Genomic DNA, 14,117 nt, shown 5'->3' on the forward strand with positions numbered 1-14,117 from the left:
GTTTAGTAGTGGTCCATGGTTCATATTTTATGAATAATTTTGGAGACACGCTTTTAATAAAGTTGCTCTGTGAGAAAATAGCTCAATACGTGGGAAAGGAGAACGTTAGGCTCGCCTGCTCCGGAAATAAAGAAGAGCAATCAAGCATAGGTTACTCGGTTATAAAAGATAGTGAGATTAGTGAAGTAACAAATGTTTTTTATAGCGGAGGAGGTTACTTTGGTGAGCCGAACGTAGGTTTCATAAGGCGCTGGCGTTGGGCTTTCAGAAACTATAATCGACATTTTGCTTGGAGTAAACCATTTAAAAATGCAAAGTTTCATATAATCGGTGTAGGAATTGGTCCAATTAAGAATCGATTTTACAGATCTTCAGTCAGAAACTTCCTCAGGAAATGTGATGATGTTTTAGTAAGAGATATTGAATCAAAGAGTTATTGTTCGGAATATTTTCCGGAGATTACGAACATTGATTTATGTGTGGATCTTGCGTTGGGAACAAAGAATCTTAATTTTAATAAAAGTAAGATATCTATTCATTTAGATACATCTGATAGTGAAATTATATCTGATGTTCTAGCTTTTTTAAAAAGTCGTAAAGGCTCTGAGAAGTTAAGTTTAATATTTGATAATAATGTCAGCTTCAACGAACGAACTATTGGGAAGTACAAAACTGTTCTCGCCAATTTAGGTTACGAAGATATGGATTATGAGTTCGTACAATATAAAGACTTTGATGAACTAATAGCTCATTTATCTTCGAGTGAATTAGTTATTACGAGTAAGTTACATGTTGGTATTATAACTATCTCTCAACTTGGCAAAGTGATAGCTATTCCAAATCACTCGAAAACAAAAAGGTTATACTCACAACTATCTATTAGCGATTATTGTATAGAAAAAAATGATTTCAATATCGATAAGCTTGAAGAAGCCTACAATAAATTAAATCAATTTAATCCTAATTATAACCTAAGAGATGAGGGGATTTCATTAATCGACAATCGTATTAAAAGTATATTTACAGAGAAGAAGTACAAATAATGAAAGTGGCGCTTATTGTAGATGATTACCCTGCTGTATCTCAGTCTTTCATAAATAGACTAATAAGTGAATTAGCGAAACATGACGATTTACAAGTTGATATATTAACAGTGAATTACTTTGATATAAAAAAGCTAAAAATTCTGTCAATTAATAATTATGAACTACTGAGCAATGGAAGAATAAGAGTTCAATCTTATTCTTCTAGGAATAAGTTTAGCCTAAGTTTTATAATGACTTTTTTTCGTTATGTTAAAGGTTTAATTATCAACAATGAACGCAGTCTTTCAATTTTAGGTTTATTTAATATAAACTTAAAATATCATGTAAAAGCAGCGATGTTACGTGAGTTATTGAAAACTAATCAATACGATATAATACATGCTCAATTTATGACAATTGCTATATATTCAGTTTTAGCAAAGTCGTCGATACCTTGCGGGCAAATTCTAGCTTACGGGCGAGGCTCTGACGTGAGTATTAAATCAGCTTTAAAGCCTTGTGAGGTAAAACTTTTAGAGAACAAATGCTCTGGCGTTAGCAAGTATTTGTTCGTATCTGAAAGCTTAAAGGTTATGGCTATAGGTAAAGGGATATCTTCATCTAAATGTTCAGTAGTACATTCTGGTATAAGTATTGATGAGTTTGAGTTTAATATTCCTAGGGTTATAGATGACAGTTGCACGATTAAAATTTTGCAAGTGGGCAGGTTAGTTGATAAGAAAGGTATTCTTTTATCCATTAAGATTCTTGAAAGGTTTTTAGGAAAAGTAAAATTTATATTTACGGTTGTAGGTGATGGACCTTTAAGAGCTGAAGCTTACAGATTATGTGAGGATAAGAAATTGCTTGAGCATGTTATATTCGTGGGCTCTAAAAGCTCATCAGAATGTATTGAGATTATGAAAGAGCATGACGTTTTACTTGTTCCAAGCTTAACTGGTGTTAATGGCGATTCCGAAGGTATACCTAATGTTGCAAAAGAAGCAATGGCACTTGGTTGTATAGTTGTAGCAAGTGATCACTCCGGTCTAAAAGAACTTGTTCAGCATGAGGTAAGTGGCTATGTATTTAAAGAAAACAATTTAGAAGATTTTTACTTTGCGCTTAATTATGCATTTTCTACAAGTTCTAATTGGGAACGTATAGCCATTAATGCGAGAGAAGTAATAGAAAATAAGTTTTGTGCTGAAAAAATAGGTGAATACCTTCTTGGTAACTACTTAAATGCAAAAAAAAACTCAAAAAGTTAATATGAAGACAATGTTTTTAAGTCAATGTCTTTTATTTTAGCGTACGGCTATACATTCAATATCATTTACTCCAATCATATGGAAGTAATTACCCATCATAAAAATACGGTTCATTATGCAAGTATTAGTTGTCTTTTATGTCTTTCTCGGTGTTTTTGCGGGTTTTAGCTATCTAAAAAAGAATGAAGCATTTTTTGTATCTCCGCTACAAAGAAGTTTTTTATCTTTTTTTTACTTTTTATTTTTTATTATTTTTGTTTCAACTAGGCCAGCAGATCATCCCGGTGATACAGAAGTTTATCTAAGGTTATTTAGAAATCTTACTGATCTAAATTTCCTTGAAATACCTAATGAATATAGGATAGAAAAGGGGTTTATCCTATTAACACATCTCATTGGGAAAATTTCAAATAATGAAACTTTTTTTATGGCTACTATAGCAGCCATACAAGTTTCATTATGGTATATATGCTTCAAAGTTTGGATACATAAAAATTATATACTCATTTCTGTTGTAGTTTTTTGTTCATTATTTACCAGCTATAATTTAGGTGCTAACGTTCTTAGACAGGGTATTGCATTACCTATCTCCTTTATTGCCCTGAAGCTATTATTTGACCGCAAGTTGGTTACTGGAATCATACTAATCTTATTAGCTAGCTTGTTCCATAAAACAGTATTTCTAGTATTGGCTTGTTGGGCATTAAGTTTTGAAAAAGTCCACATTAAGTATTATTTTACCGTATGGGGTTGTATAAGCTTTTTGTCAGTAGTTGGCTTTTTTGAACAAGTTATATCATTCACTTCTGTAGAGTTTTCATCTTATTCCCACCTTGTTAGAGATGGTGCGGTGGAAAGGTATAAAACAGGATTTAGGTTGGACTTCTGGTGTTTAAGCGCCTTGCCTCTTGGTTTATACTTTTTTTTAGAAGAAGAAAAAAAGAAATCCTTTAGCTACCTATTAAAAACATATTTGGCTATTTTTTCAGTTTTTATTATTTTATTCGAAATTCCATATTCTGACAGAGTCGGCCTCTATAGTTGGTCAATGTTACCTATAATAATAGCCCTGTTTATTGGCTCTTATAGACTACAAGCTCTTAACTCAGGCATCTTTACTACGTTTATAATGGTTTTATTTGGTGGAATATTTTTTCAGTTTTACTCAGTTATGGATATAAGCTTTTATTTTAAAGATGTTATCTAAATTTATTTTTTTTGGTGCTTAATCTAATGAAAGAATCTCGTAAGCCGCTAGTGAGCGTAGTTATAACTACATACAATAGGTTAGAACTTTTGGAGAGAGCTATAAATTCAGTTCTTTTGCAAGACTACCCTAGCATAGAGCTAATAATTAGTGATGACTGTTCAGATGTTGATATACCTACTTTAATTAGAAGAAAAAGAAAATCTACATCGATACCAATTTTTTACCGAAGAAATAATTGTAATTCGGGGGCATGTTTCACGCGTAATGAAGGTATTAAAATGGCTTCAGGCTTCTTTATCACTGGTTTAGATGATGATGATGAGTTTGCTTTAGATCGAGTATCTTATTTGGTGAAAAATTATAATAAAGCATATTCTTTCGTTGCTACCAATACAGAAGTGATTACTAAGAAGGGAAATAAAACACACTATTCTGAGAAAAAAGACAAAGTAATAAATCTTTATGATTGTTTATGGGAAAATGTAGTAGGGACTCAAGTATTAACTGAAAAAAGTCGGTTTATCAATAGTGGTGGATTTGATACAGATTTAACTTCAGCACAAGACTGTGATATGTGGGTTAGATTGATAAAGGATTACGGTCCAGCATTACGCCTTAAAAAGGCAAAGTATATTTTACATACTGAGCACGAAGAAGGCAGAATTTCATCATCAACAAATAAGCTAAAAGGATTATCGGATTTTCATAAAAAACATGAAAATCTTATGTCTTTATCTCAGATAAAGTATTCCCGCTTCAAGCTCCTATTATGGTCTAAAAGCATTACTTTTAGTGAAATACTGAAGCTCGATCTTAGTTGTATTTTATTCATCTTAAGAAAAAAGCTTAAGCTTATATAATTAAGTGAGAGTTGTCATTTTGGAGTAATTATGAAGTTTGTAGTAAAAGTTAGCGGTGACGAAATTTCTTTTAGTAGCTTAGAAGATGTTATGAAGTCAGAGTATGGGCGTCTTTTTTCTTTAGTTAATGATAAGTTAATATTAAAAACGCGGTCCTTATCAGAACGCTTTTTTATACATAAGTCGGATGCTATATTGACTATAAGCGACAATCTTAAGAAGGTTGTTGAAGACGTTGAAGCTCGTATTTATCAACCTAGTATAGAGTTTTATAAAAAATATGGTTTTATCATCCCTCCTTTTACACAATATCAAAATGTATTTCTAACAGTCCCTAATTTCGAGTACAAAATCGGAAATACAATAACTTATAATCAAATAACACCAAGCTTTTCACATTCCGGAACAGATTCTTGCAGTATTCTTACAGACTCTTTAACGGCTTTCTTTAAGAGTTTTTTGTCAAATAAATTGACCTTGCTAGTGAGTGGTGGAATCGACTCTTCAGCACTTTTAGGCTTTTTAAGTAAGAGTGGCAAAGTTAAATCTTCTGTGATGTGTAAAATGTCAAGCCTGCCTGATGAAGAAAAGCTCGCGCAAAGTCTTTGTAAAAAGGTAGATGTTCCTTTTAAATTAATAGATCTTGACTTGGATTTAACCGAAAGGGCTGTTGAACTGATTTCAGAAACCGGGGAATTGATATCAGATCCTATTTCAGTAATCTTTCCAGAGGTATTTGATCATCTTGGAGGCGGGGATAAAGTGCTTTATTTAGTTGATGGGCAAGGAGCTGACTCATTACTTAATGGCCTCCCCCTAAACAAAGTATATAACTTATGGAGTAAATTAAAATATATTCGATATTTATTGTTACCTTTAACTATGCTCCCCGTCTACAAAGACAAGTCGACTCCTTTAAAGCGAAAAATTTATCGTATCACTAAGGCTATCAAAAGCATTTCTCAGACCGATTTTAGAAAGTCTATATTAACAGTGATGACAGAATCAGAAGGAGAAGGGGGGGAGCTAGAAGCTTATTTTCTAGAAGATATCAAAGATCTTCACTGTTACTTTGATGATTGGCATACTGTAATTAGGTATATTTATTTATACCGTGTATTACCAGCTCGTGAAATGCAAAAATATCTCCTTGCAGATAAATATAATATTAAGATTGTAGCTCCATTTTTAGATGAACAAGTTATTAAAATACTTTTTCCAATAACCAATGATCAAACGATTCATAAAGGCCTATATAAATTTCCAATTACTAAGATGGCTCAGACTTATTGGCCTGGCTATTTTGAAACATCTAAAACTTCACCTTTTCAAGTTAATTTTAAAATTGGAACTAGTAACTTAAAGCAATATTCAATTGATTTTATAAATAAGAACGTAACCTAATGAAATCCATAGCAATCAGCGCAAATACTAGTTGGTATTTATATAACTTTAGAAGAAATACAATTTTAGAAATAATTGCAGCAGGAAATAAGGTTTTCGCTATTGCGCCGCAGGATGAGTATTCAAAAAAACTTGAAGAGCTAGGCTGTGAATTTATTAATATAAATATTGATAGTGGTGGCACAAACCCTATTAATGATTTGGGCACTTTTTATAATTTTTATAAAATATATAAAAATTATAAAATAGATATTGTTTTAAACTTTACCCCTAAGAATAATATTTACAGTACATTGGCAGCTAGACTCGCTGGCGTTAAATCAATTAATAATATTGCGGGTTTAGGTACTTTATTTATAAGTGAAAGTTTTGCATCAAAAATAGCGAGAGTTTTGTATAAATATAGTCAAAGCAAAGCTGACTTTATTTTTTTTCAAAATGAAGATGACAGAGCATTATTTAAGTCCCATAAAATAGCCCAGAATGTTAAGTCGGATAGACTACCTGGTTCTGGCGCTGATTTATCCCGTTTTATTGTATCTCCAGCTCCCGATGATGGTATTACTCGCTTTTTACTTATTGCCCGCATGCTTTTCGATAAAGGTATAGGGCAATACGTAGAAGCTGCTCGAGCACTTAAAAGAAAATATGGTAATAGTGCTGAGTTTAGGTTATTAGGCTTTTTAGATGTTGATAATCCTTCGGCGGTTTCAAAAGCACAAATGAATGCTTGGGTAGATGAAGGTGTAGTTAATTATTTAGGCACTTCTGACAATGTTGAAGCTGAGATAGCGCAGGTTGATTGCATGGTTTTGCCATCGTATTACCGCGAAGGCGTTCCAAAATCTCTTCTTGAAGCTGGCGCTATGGGTAAACCCATAGTGACAACCGATAATGTAGGTTGCCGTGAAACCGTTGATAATGGCTTTAATGGTTTTATTTGCGAACCAAAAAGCACTAAAAGCTTAACTGATGCTCTAGATAAAATAATAAACATGTCACATTCTGAACGCCTTAAACTTGGTATTAACAGTCGCCATAAAATTGAAAATGAATTTGACGAAAAAATAGTGATAAAAAAATACCTACTTGCTTTAAATAGCCTTTAAAACTTAGCTATTAACTTTAGTAAGTAATTGCCTACCTCTATATCGGAATTCAATATGTTTTTAGATCTCTCGTTTACCTTTTTTATTGCTTTTGCCAGTTTGTTTTTAATGAGAAAAGCAGCTCGAAAAATAGGTTTAGTCGACAAGCCATCTGGCCGTAAAATGCACACAGGCAATATACCTCTTGTTGGGGGGGTGGCTATATGTATTACCATAGTACAATACATATACTCACACCCAGGGATGATTAACCACGCTAATTTGTATATGTGCTGTATTGTGGGTTTAACGGCTGTTGGTGCATTAGACGATAGGTATGACTTAAGTGTAAAAATACGCATGTTGGTACAAACTCTTATATCTATAGCAATGATTTATTTTGCCAAAGCAGAGTTGGTTACACTTGGAGATATATTAGGGTTTGGTGATATTAGCTTGAGCTATGGTTACGTAGGTGGCTTAATTACTATATTAGCTGTTATTGGCTGTATAAATGCCTTTAATATGGTTGATGGTATTGATGGACTATTAGGTGGCCTTTCGGTAGTTACATTTGGTGCAATTGGTATTTTGCTAAGTATAAGTAACGAGCAAAGTTTAAGTTATTTATGCCTCTTACTCGTTGTATGTATGATCCCTTATATAGTTATGAACCTAGGCCTAATAGGTCGTGAGCGTAAAGTATTTATGGGTGATGCCGGCAGTATGATGATTGGATTTACTGTTATTTGGCTATTAATTGGTGCAAGCCAAACCGCAGGGAACCCTATGATACGCCCAGTAACCGCATTGTGGCTTATTGCATTACCTTTAATGGATATGGTTGCAATAATGGTACGCCGTGTTAAACAGGGTAAATCTCCATTTAAGCCCGATCGAGAGCATTTACACCATATATGCCAACGCTTAGGCTGCTCGCCTACACAAACACTTATTTTAATATGTTCAATTGCATCTGTATTTGCTGTTATTGGTATAATTGGCGAGATTTTTGTTATACCAGAATTTTTAATGTTTTATAGTTTTATATTTGTATTTACAGCTTACCTGCTTGTACTAATTAATTACTGTAAAATTATAAACTTTTTTAGGCGTAAGTTAGACCTACCAGAAAAACAATACTCTGCGAGTAAGTAAAACTATTAGAGCGCGAAGTAAATTCGCACCTACAGGTGACATATATCGTAGGTGAGGTTTTATACCTCGCTTTTTATAATGTTAAATTACATAACCGCGCAGTAAATTAGAGAGTATTGATTGGTGTATATTCCAATATTTTCATCTCTTTCTAATTTTTATTATTCTGTAAAAACCTTTAGTAATATCATTTGATATTACATTTTGGCTAAAGTCTTTTAGCTAGAGCCTAATTTATAACTCTGGTAGAATCATTACATTAATTATTAACTAATCTTAAAGGATTAATATGAAAATTGCCGTAGTAGGTACAGGCTATGTAGGCCTTTCTAACGCTATGTTGCTAGCACAACACAATGAAGTGGTCGCATTAGATATAGACGAACACAAAATAGCACTTTTAAATAATAAAAAGTCACCAATTGTTGATACCGAAATTAGTGAATTTTTAACACGTAGTGATTTAAATTTTACAGCCACGACTGATAAAGTAGCCGCATACAAAAATGCCGATTTTGTAATTATTGCTACACCCACTGATTACGATGTAGAAAACAATTACTTTAATACAAGCTCTGTAGAGGCTGTAATTAAAGATGCGATAGCGCATAACCCAAATGCAGTTATGGTTATTAAGTCGACTATACCCGTTGGTTTTACGCAAGGTATTAAAGAGACGTTAGGTGTTAGTAATTTAATATTTTCACCGGAGTTTTTACGTGAAGGTAAAGCGCTACACGATAACCTTTACCCATCGCGTATTGTTGTTGGTGAGCAAAGTGAGCGCGCGAGTGTATTTGCAAGCTTACTTAAGCAAGGCGCTATCAAAGAAGATATTGAAGTACTTTTTACTGACTCAACAGAAGCCGAAGCTATTAAGTTGTTCTCAAACACTTATTTAGCAATGCGTGTAGCTTACTTTAATGAGCTTGATAGCTACGCTGAAGCGCATGGCTTAAACTCTAAGCAAATTATACAGGGCGTTAGCTTAGACCCGCGTATTGGTGATCATTACAATAATCCATCGTTTGGATATGGCGGCTATTGCTTACCAAAAGATACTAAGCAACTACGTGCAAATTATGCAAATGTACCAAACAACATTATTGGTGCGATTGTTGATGCTAACACGACGCGTAAAGACTTTATTGCCGACTCAATAATTAAGCGTAGCCCAAAAGTGGTTGGTGTATATCGTTTAGTAATGAAAACAGGGTCTGATAACTTCAGAGCTTCTGCTATTCAAGGCATTATGAAGCGTATTAAAGCTAAAGGTATTGAGGTAGTAGTTTACGAACCAGTACTAGAAGAAAGCGAATTTTACCACTCTCGCGTAATTAAAGACCTAAATGAATTTAAGCAAATATCTGACGTTGTTGTATCTAACCGTATGGTTGAAGAGCTTAGTGATATTGCAGACAAAGTTTATACACGCGATTTATTTGGTAGTGATTAATAAACAAAGTTTAAAGGCTAAAGGCAAAGGTTAAAGGCTTATAGTTGAAATTAGTGTTTTTTGTGCGTGAGCAAGCTTCACGCCTACGACTCAGCCGTATAATTGCGATGTTATTGTTGTAGGCGCCTTGCTTGCTGGCTCGTTTAGGCTTTTTTCGTGCGTGCGCAAACTTTACGCCTACGACTCAGTCGTATAATTACGATGTTATTGTTGCTGGCGCGTTAGCAAATAAGCATAGCTTTAAAAAGTTAAAGGCATTGAGGTAAAAGTACGGACCTGAATAGAAGAGTCTAGGCAGTTATCAAAAATGATATCTGCCTTAATGAAAACTATTGAAACTTGGGATTAGGCTTTTAGTCTTCAACTTTCAACTTTCAACTTTCAACTTTCAACTTTATCAGCTTAAAGATTAGGAAATTATGAAATATTTAGTAACGGGTGCTGCTGGTTTTATTGGCGCGGCAACATGTCAAAAATTGTTAGCGGCTGGCCATGTAGTAGTCGGTATTGATAACCTTAATGATTATTACGATGTAAATTTAAAACTAGCTCGTTTAGCGCAGTTTGAAAGCCATGAAGCGTTTACATTTATTAAGCTTGATATAAGTGAACGCCCAGCAATGAGCGAGTTATTTAAAACACAGCAGTTTGATAAAGTAATACATTTAGCGGCGCAAGCCGGTGTTAGGTATTCAATAGAAAACCCTGATGCTTATGCAGACTCTAATTTAGTAGGGCACTTAAATGTGCTTGAAGGATGTCGTAATACTAAAGTTAAGCACTTGGTTTATGCTTCATCTAGCTCTGTATATGGCTTAAACGAAAAAACACCGTTTGAAACAACCGACAGTGTTGATCACCCAGTGTCGTTTTATGCTGCAACTAAAAAAGCGAATGAACTAATGGCGCATAGCTATTCTCATTTATATAGCCTACCTACAACAGGCTTACGCTTTTTTACCGTTTATGGCCCATGGGGTCGCCCAGATATGGCACCGTATATTTTTACTAAAAAAATACTTGCCGGCGACACTATTGATATAAATAACAACGGCGATATGTGGCGTGACTTTACTTACATTGATGACATTGTCGAAGGTGTTGTTCGTGCTGCTGATGTTATACCAGTTGCAAATCCAGGTTGGAGAGTTGAAAACGGTTCACCAGCTTCTAGCTCTGCTCCGTATGCGGTTTATAATATTGGCCACGGTAGCCCAATAAACCTAATGAAGTTTATTGAAGCCATTGAGGCTGAGTTAGGTACTGAAGCTAAAAAGAACTTCCGTGAAATGCAAGCCGGCGATGTTTATAAAACTTATGCTGATACTACGGATTTATTTAATGCAACAGGCTATAAAGCGCAAGTTGGTGTTAAGCAAGGCGTTAGTGAGCTTATTAAGTGGTATAAAAGCTTTTATAAATAAAGGTTATAATTTGTAAGTCATTTAAAAACACTGTTTTCATTTGAGACAGTGTTTTTTATTGGCTTTTAATAAAGTTAGGTTAGCTGAGCGCGAAGTAAATTCGCACCTACAAGGTGTTAAAAATTGGCAAATACACCTAACCTAGCAAACGTTTCCCCGTATACATCCTTTCCTTGATACAGCTCAGCTCCCCAACTTTTAGCGCCCATTATTGGTTTGCTTAATTTCCGCGTATAGGCTGTTTGTAACTCATAACTTGTTTTATAACCATCACGTTTATTTTCAAGCATACGAATAGTGGTATTTAAGCTTTCTATTTTACTTAATTGCCAATGCCAATTTACGCTCATAGATTTAGCTGGTGTGTAATCGGTGTAGTCATGCTCATCACCTAGCCAATGGCCAATAACATTACCTGAATTACGGTTGCCATCAAGGTAAAGACGGTTGTTATACCAACCTTTTTGTAAGTTACTATGCTCAAAACGTAGGCTGTGGTTATTAGCAATAAAAGGTAAGTAGAGTCCAAAACTGTAGGCATTATTACGAGATCCACCTAACGTGTCTTCAAGCGCAACCTCGCCATAAAACTCATAAGGAAGTGCGTAAATACTATTGTTGTAGGCAAATGTTATGGATCCTAGTTGATCTCCAAGCTCAAAGTTTTCTCCAAACTCATCGGCATCATCACGACCAACATTGTCTTTGCTGCCAGGGCTAAAAAATCCCTCAGTAAAATCTTTTAAAGTAACGCTTCGCGGACCGCCACCAAACTGCATCAAACGGCTTAAGCCTATTGTTAAATTATCGGTTGCTGCAAAGCTAGTGTGTAAGCCAAATAAATAAGGCTTGCCTGGCTCATACACATTAGCGACTCCTGTTTGTCTTCCTTCTTTTAAAATTCCGCTTTGCTCTGTCATTTTACTAATAAACATATCGTAACGAATTTTAAAGCTGGTTATTGGCTCTACATTACTTAGGGTTATTGAAGGGGTTGTTTTAGCTTGTGTACTTAATAGCATCGCGCTGTCGTTAAAAGGTGAATACCAATGTTCTCGGTAGCCTACATCTAACTGCGCATATTTATTACCAAGGTAAAAAAAGCTTTGTGTAGGTAATATTTCGTCTTCGTTGGCTATGCCTGCAACACTTACACCAAAGTAACGCCCGAAGTTAGCATAAGCACCACCTTCAACAATTAAGTTGGTTTTAGTGGTTTGGCCGCGTTGGTTTGGCAGTGTTTTATCTTTTGTGCCAGCAGCAAGTGTTACTTTGGCAAATGTACCTGCATCGCTTTGAATATAGGGGCTAAGTTGGTACGAAAGTGTTTGATATAACTCTGGATAAGTATGCCTTACTGTTTGCAGCACTCTATAAATATCGTGCGCTTTATAAGGCTTACTCATAATATGTGTATTTTTACTTACGGCTAAAAGTCGTTGTACTTGGTGCTCAAGTTCTGGGGCTTGATTTAAAGGTAAATAAGGTGATACGCCACCTTTAGCAACAGCATTTGCACTGATTGCCATCCCGATAAACAGTGATATTTTTTTGAGCATAATTATTCCGTTAGCAAAATTTGTTTAAGTAAAAACGTTAACGCGAGGTTAGCAATAAACGCCTAAGTAAGGAAGAAAAAAGCGATATATTAGTGGGGATATATAGGAGTAAGCTATCATTCGCAGGTGATAGACTATTCGTTAAATTCGAGCGCATTCTTGCATGTAGTGTTTTGCTATAAAGCAGGCGGTGAACGCATTTAATAAGTTATACCTACAAAAAATAGATTTATAAGTTATTTATTCACAAAGAGGTTAAGAGGGCGCTGCGCTTTAGAGAAGTAAAAATACATAATTACTATTGTTTTAATTGTGTGATTCATAGACATCATTTCACTTTTCGTAGTTGAAGATCACGCTGATAATTCGATAACTGAATGCGTTCATTTTCAGTTTCGTAGTTAGCGTGAACGTCTTCCCAAAGCGGTGTTTTTTCAAGCCGTTCACATACAACATCCATTGGAGTCTTACCTTTGAATGAGCCGTGAGCGCGTTGCCAATTGTAGTAATGCTGCCACTCAGGTAACGTTTCATTTTTGAGTTCGTCCAAATCCAAATTAACGGTCGAATAAAACTCTTCCTTATCAGTTCTTTGTGACCTTTCAACTTTGCCATTTAAGTGAGGAGAGCCTGGCTTATTGGGGCGAAATTTAATGCCATGCTCCATCAATTTGAGCTGTACTTTTTCAGCAAAAAACTCCGTTCCGCGATCAGTTTGAACTCGCTGTATCGGGAATGGCATTTCTTCTATTACCTTATCGATGAAGGTAAGAGTATTGGCTGCCGTTCTACGCTTAAAAACGTCCAACACGCGATATCTAGAGCAATCATCAACAGCAGTATATTGATAAATCCCTGGTGCAATTTTACATGTATCCATCTGAACTCGGTCACCAGGAATAGGTCTTTGGTATCGAATGAAGTCTTTTTTCTTCCGCTGAAAAACTATTGGTTTTACCTCATGTTTGGTCAGCACTTTGTGAATTGAAGCAAGCGATAGCTGAAAATTATGCTCGCGAAGAAGCTCATTTTGAATTCTTCTGGCACCAAGTTTTCTATTTTTTCTGAGTTTAAGAATCCACTCTTCAATTCGATTATTAATTTTAGTGTTTGGGGAGCTGTGCGGGCGTCTAGAAACGTCCTGTAGGCCGTCTAGTCCCTTCTCTTTGTATCGCTTATACCACTTTCGAAGAGTGGGCCTAGAAATTCCACACCGACGACAAACTAGGCCCGCATTATTAGTTTTTTCGTAAAGCTCAATCCACTTTAAACGTTGTTTAATTTCTTTGTTCATAGCGTCATAGTATATTGAAACGATCTCTATGAATCACACAATTACTATTATTTTAATGTCTTCTCATTTACTCCTCTTTTGCTTCTCTTTGTGCAATAAGGTTTTAAGTAATTTATTCACAAAGAGGCTAAGAGGGCGCTGCGCTTTAGAGAAGTAAAAATACATAATTACTATTGTTTTAATGTCTTCTCATTTACTCCTCTTTTACTTCTCTTTGTGCAATAAGGTTTTAAGTAATTTATTCACAAAGAGGTTAAGAAGGCGCTTCGCTTTAGAGAAGTAAAAATACATAATTACTATTATTTTAATGTCTTCTCATTTACTCCTCTTTTGCTTCTCTTTGTGCAATAAGGTTTTAAGTAATTTAT

Annotated in this window: 11 protein-coding genes; 9 read left to right on the forward strand and 2 right to left on the reverse strand. The window is 34.9% G+C overall.

What is annotated here, in order from left to right:
- Positions 1 to 29 precede the first annotated feature (29 nt).
- The 9 genes from WNY98_RS03815 to WNY98_RS03855 all read left to right on the forward strand — a co-directional run bounded on the left by WNY98_RS03815 (position 30) and on the right by WNY98_RS03855 (position 10,896).
- A complete protein-coding gene (locus WNY98_RS03815) occupies positions 30 to 1,043 on the forward strand; it encodes a polysaccharide pyruvyl transferase family protein (protein WP_342877167.1) in 1,014 nt (337 codons plus the stop codon).
- Positions 1,043 to 2,296 carry a glycosyltransferase gene (locus WNY98_RS03820; RefSeq protein WP_342877168.1) on the forward strand — a complete coding sequence of 418 codons (1,254 nt, stop codon included), beginning with the start codon at positions 1,043 to 1,045 and terminating at the stop codon, positions 2,294 to 2,296. Before WNY98_RS03815 ends, WNY98_RS03820 begins: the two co-directional genes overlap by 1 nt.
- Positions 2,297 to 2,411: 115 nt before the next feature.
- The gene (locus WNY98_RS03825; protein ID WP_342877169.1) at positions 2,412 to 3,503 is read left to right on the forward strand and encodes an EpsG family protein; all 1,092 of its coding nucleotides are present in this window, start codon (positions 2,412 to 2,414) and stop codon (positions 3,501 to 3,503) included.
- Between the two features lie 26 nt (positions 3,504 to 3,529).
- Positions 3,530 to 4,366 carry a glycosyltransferase gene (locus WNY98_RS03830; protein WP_342877170.1) on the forward strand — a complete coding sequence of 279 codons (837 nt, stop codon included), beginning with the start codon at positions 3,530 to 3,532 and terminating at the stop codon, positions 4,364 to 4,366.
- A gap of 30 nt (positions 4,367 to 4,396) precedes the next feature.
- The gene (locus WNY98_RS03835) at positions 4,397 to 5,770 is read left to right on the forward strand and encodes an asparagine synthase-related protein (protein ID WP_342877171.1); all 1,374 of its coding nucleotides are present in this window, start codon (positions 4,397 to 4,399) and stop codon (positions 5,768 to 5,770) included.
- Positions 5,770 to 6,879, forward strand: coding sequence for a glycosyltransferase family 4 protein (locus WNY98_RS03840; RefSeq protein ID WP_342877172.1), 1,110 nt, complete (start codon positions 5,770 to 5,772; stop codon positions 6,877 to 6,879). Before WNY98_RS03835 ends, WNY98_RS03840 begins: the two co-directional genes overlap by 1 nt.
- A gap of 54 nt (positions 6,880 to 6,933) precedes the next feature.
- The gene (gene wecA, locus WNY98_RS03845) at positions 6,934 to 8,016 is read left to right on the forward strand and encodes a UDP-N-acetylglucosamine--undecaprenyl-phosphate N-acetylglucosaminephosphotransferase (RefSeq protein ID WP_182779530.1); all 1,083 of its coding nucleotides are present in this window, start codon (positions 6,934 to 6,936) and stop codon (positions 8,014 to 8,016) included.
- A 289-nt stretch (positions 8,017 to 8,305) separates the two neighbouring features.
- A complete protein-coding gene (locus tag WNY98_RS03850) occupies positions 8,306 to 9,472 on the forward strand; it encodes a nucleotide sugar dehydrogenase (RefSeq protein ID WP_342877173.1) in 1,167 nt (388 codons plus the stop codon).
- Between the two features lie 419 nt (positions 9,473 to 9,891).
- Positions 9,892 to 10,896 carry an NAD-dependent epimerase gene (locus WNY98_RS03855; RefSeq protein WP_182779532.1) on the forward strand — a complete coding sequence of 335 codons (1,005 nt, stop codon included), beginning with the start codon at positions 9,892 to 9,894 and terminating at the stop codon, positions 10,894 to 10,896.
- 116 nt (positions 10,897 to 11,012) lie between these two features.
- On the opposite strand, the gene WNY98_RS03860 is transcribed toward WNY98_RS03855, so the two are convergent.
- Positions 11,013 to 12,455 carry a capsule assembly Wzi family protein gene (locus tag WNY98_RS03860; RefSeq protein ID WP_182779533.1) on the reverse strand — a complete coding sequence of 481 codons (1,443 nt, stop codon included), beginning with the start codon at positions 12,453 to 12,455 and terminating at the stop codon, positions 11,013 to 11,015.
- 328 nt (positions 12,456 to 12,783) lie between these two features.
- Complete coding sequence (locus tag WNY98_RS03865; protein WP_029770321.1) at positions 12,784 to 13,749, reverse strand: IS481 family transposase; 966 nt, start codon at positions 13,747 to 13,749, stop codon at positions 12,784 to 12,786.
- Positions 13,750 to 14,117: the final 368 nt, after the last annotated feature.

Origin of the sequence: Pseudoalteromonas sp. AS71, from assembly GCF_038900275.1 — a bacterium.
Classification (GTDB): domain Bacteria; phylum Pseudomonadota; class Gammaproteobacteria; order Enterobacterales; family Alteromonadaceae; genus Pseudoalteromonas.

Bases quoted from the DNA above. Each gene is read 5' to 3' on its own strand.
- WNY98_RS03830 (WP_342877170.1), top strand. From the start codon at position 3,530: ATGAAAGAATCTCGTAAGCCGCTAGTGAGCGTAGTTATAACTACATAC.
- WNY98_RS03825 (WP_342877169.1), top strand. From the start codon at position 2,412: ATGCAAGTATTAGTTGTCTTTTATGTCTTTCTCGGTGTTTTTGCGGGT.
- wecA (WP_182779530.1), top strand. From the start codon at position 6,934: ATGTTTTTAGATCTCTCGTTTACCTTTTTTATTGCTTTTGCCAGTTTG.
- WNY98_RS03855 (WP_182779532.1), top strand. From the start codon at position 9,892: ATGAAATATTTAGTAACGGGTGCTGCTGGTTTTATTGGCGCGGCAACA.
- WNY98_RS03835 (WP_342877171.1), top strand. From the start codon at position 4,397: ATGAAGTTTGTAGTAAAAGTTAGCGGTGACGAAATTTCTTTTAGTAGC.
- WNY98_RS03820 (WP_342877168.1), top strand. From the start codon at position 1,043: ATGAAAGTGGCGCTTATTGTAGATGATTACCCTGCTGTATCTCAGTCT.
- WNY98_RS03860 (WP_182779533.1), bottom strand. From the start codon at position 12,455: ATGCTCAAAAAAATATCACTGTTTATCGGGATGGCAATCAGTGCAAAT.
- WNY98_RS03840 (WP_342877172.1), top strand. From the start codon at position 5,770: ATGAAATCCATAGCAATCAGCGCAAATACTAGTTGGTATTTATATAAC.
- WNY98_RS03865 (WP_029770321.1), bottom strand. From the start codon at position 13,749: ATGAACAAAGAAATTAAACAACGTTTAAAGTGGATTGAGCTTTACGAA.
- WNY98_RS03850 (WP_342877173.1), top strand. From the start codon at position 8,306: ATGAAAATTGCCGTAGTAGGTACAGGCTATGTAGGCCTTTCTAACGCT.
- WNY98_RS03815 (WP_342877167.1), top strand. From the start codon at position 30: ATGAATAATTTTGGAGACACGCTTTTAATAAAGTTGCTCTGTGAGAAA.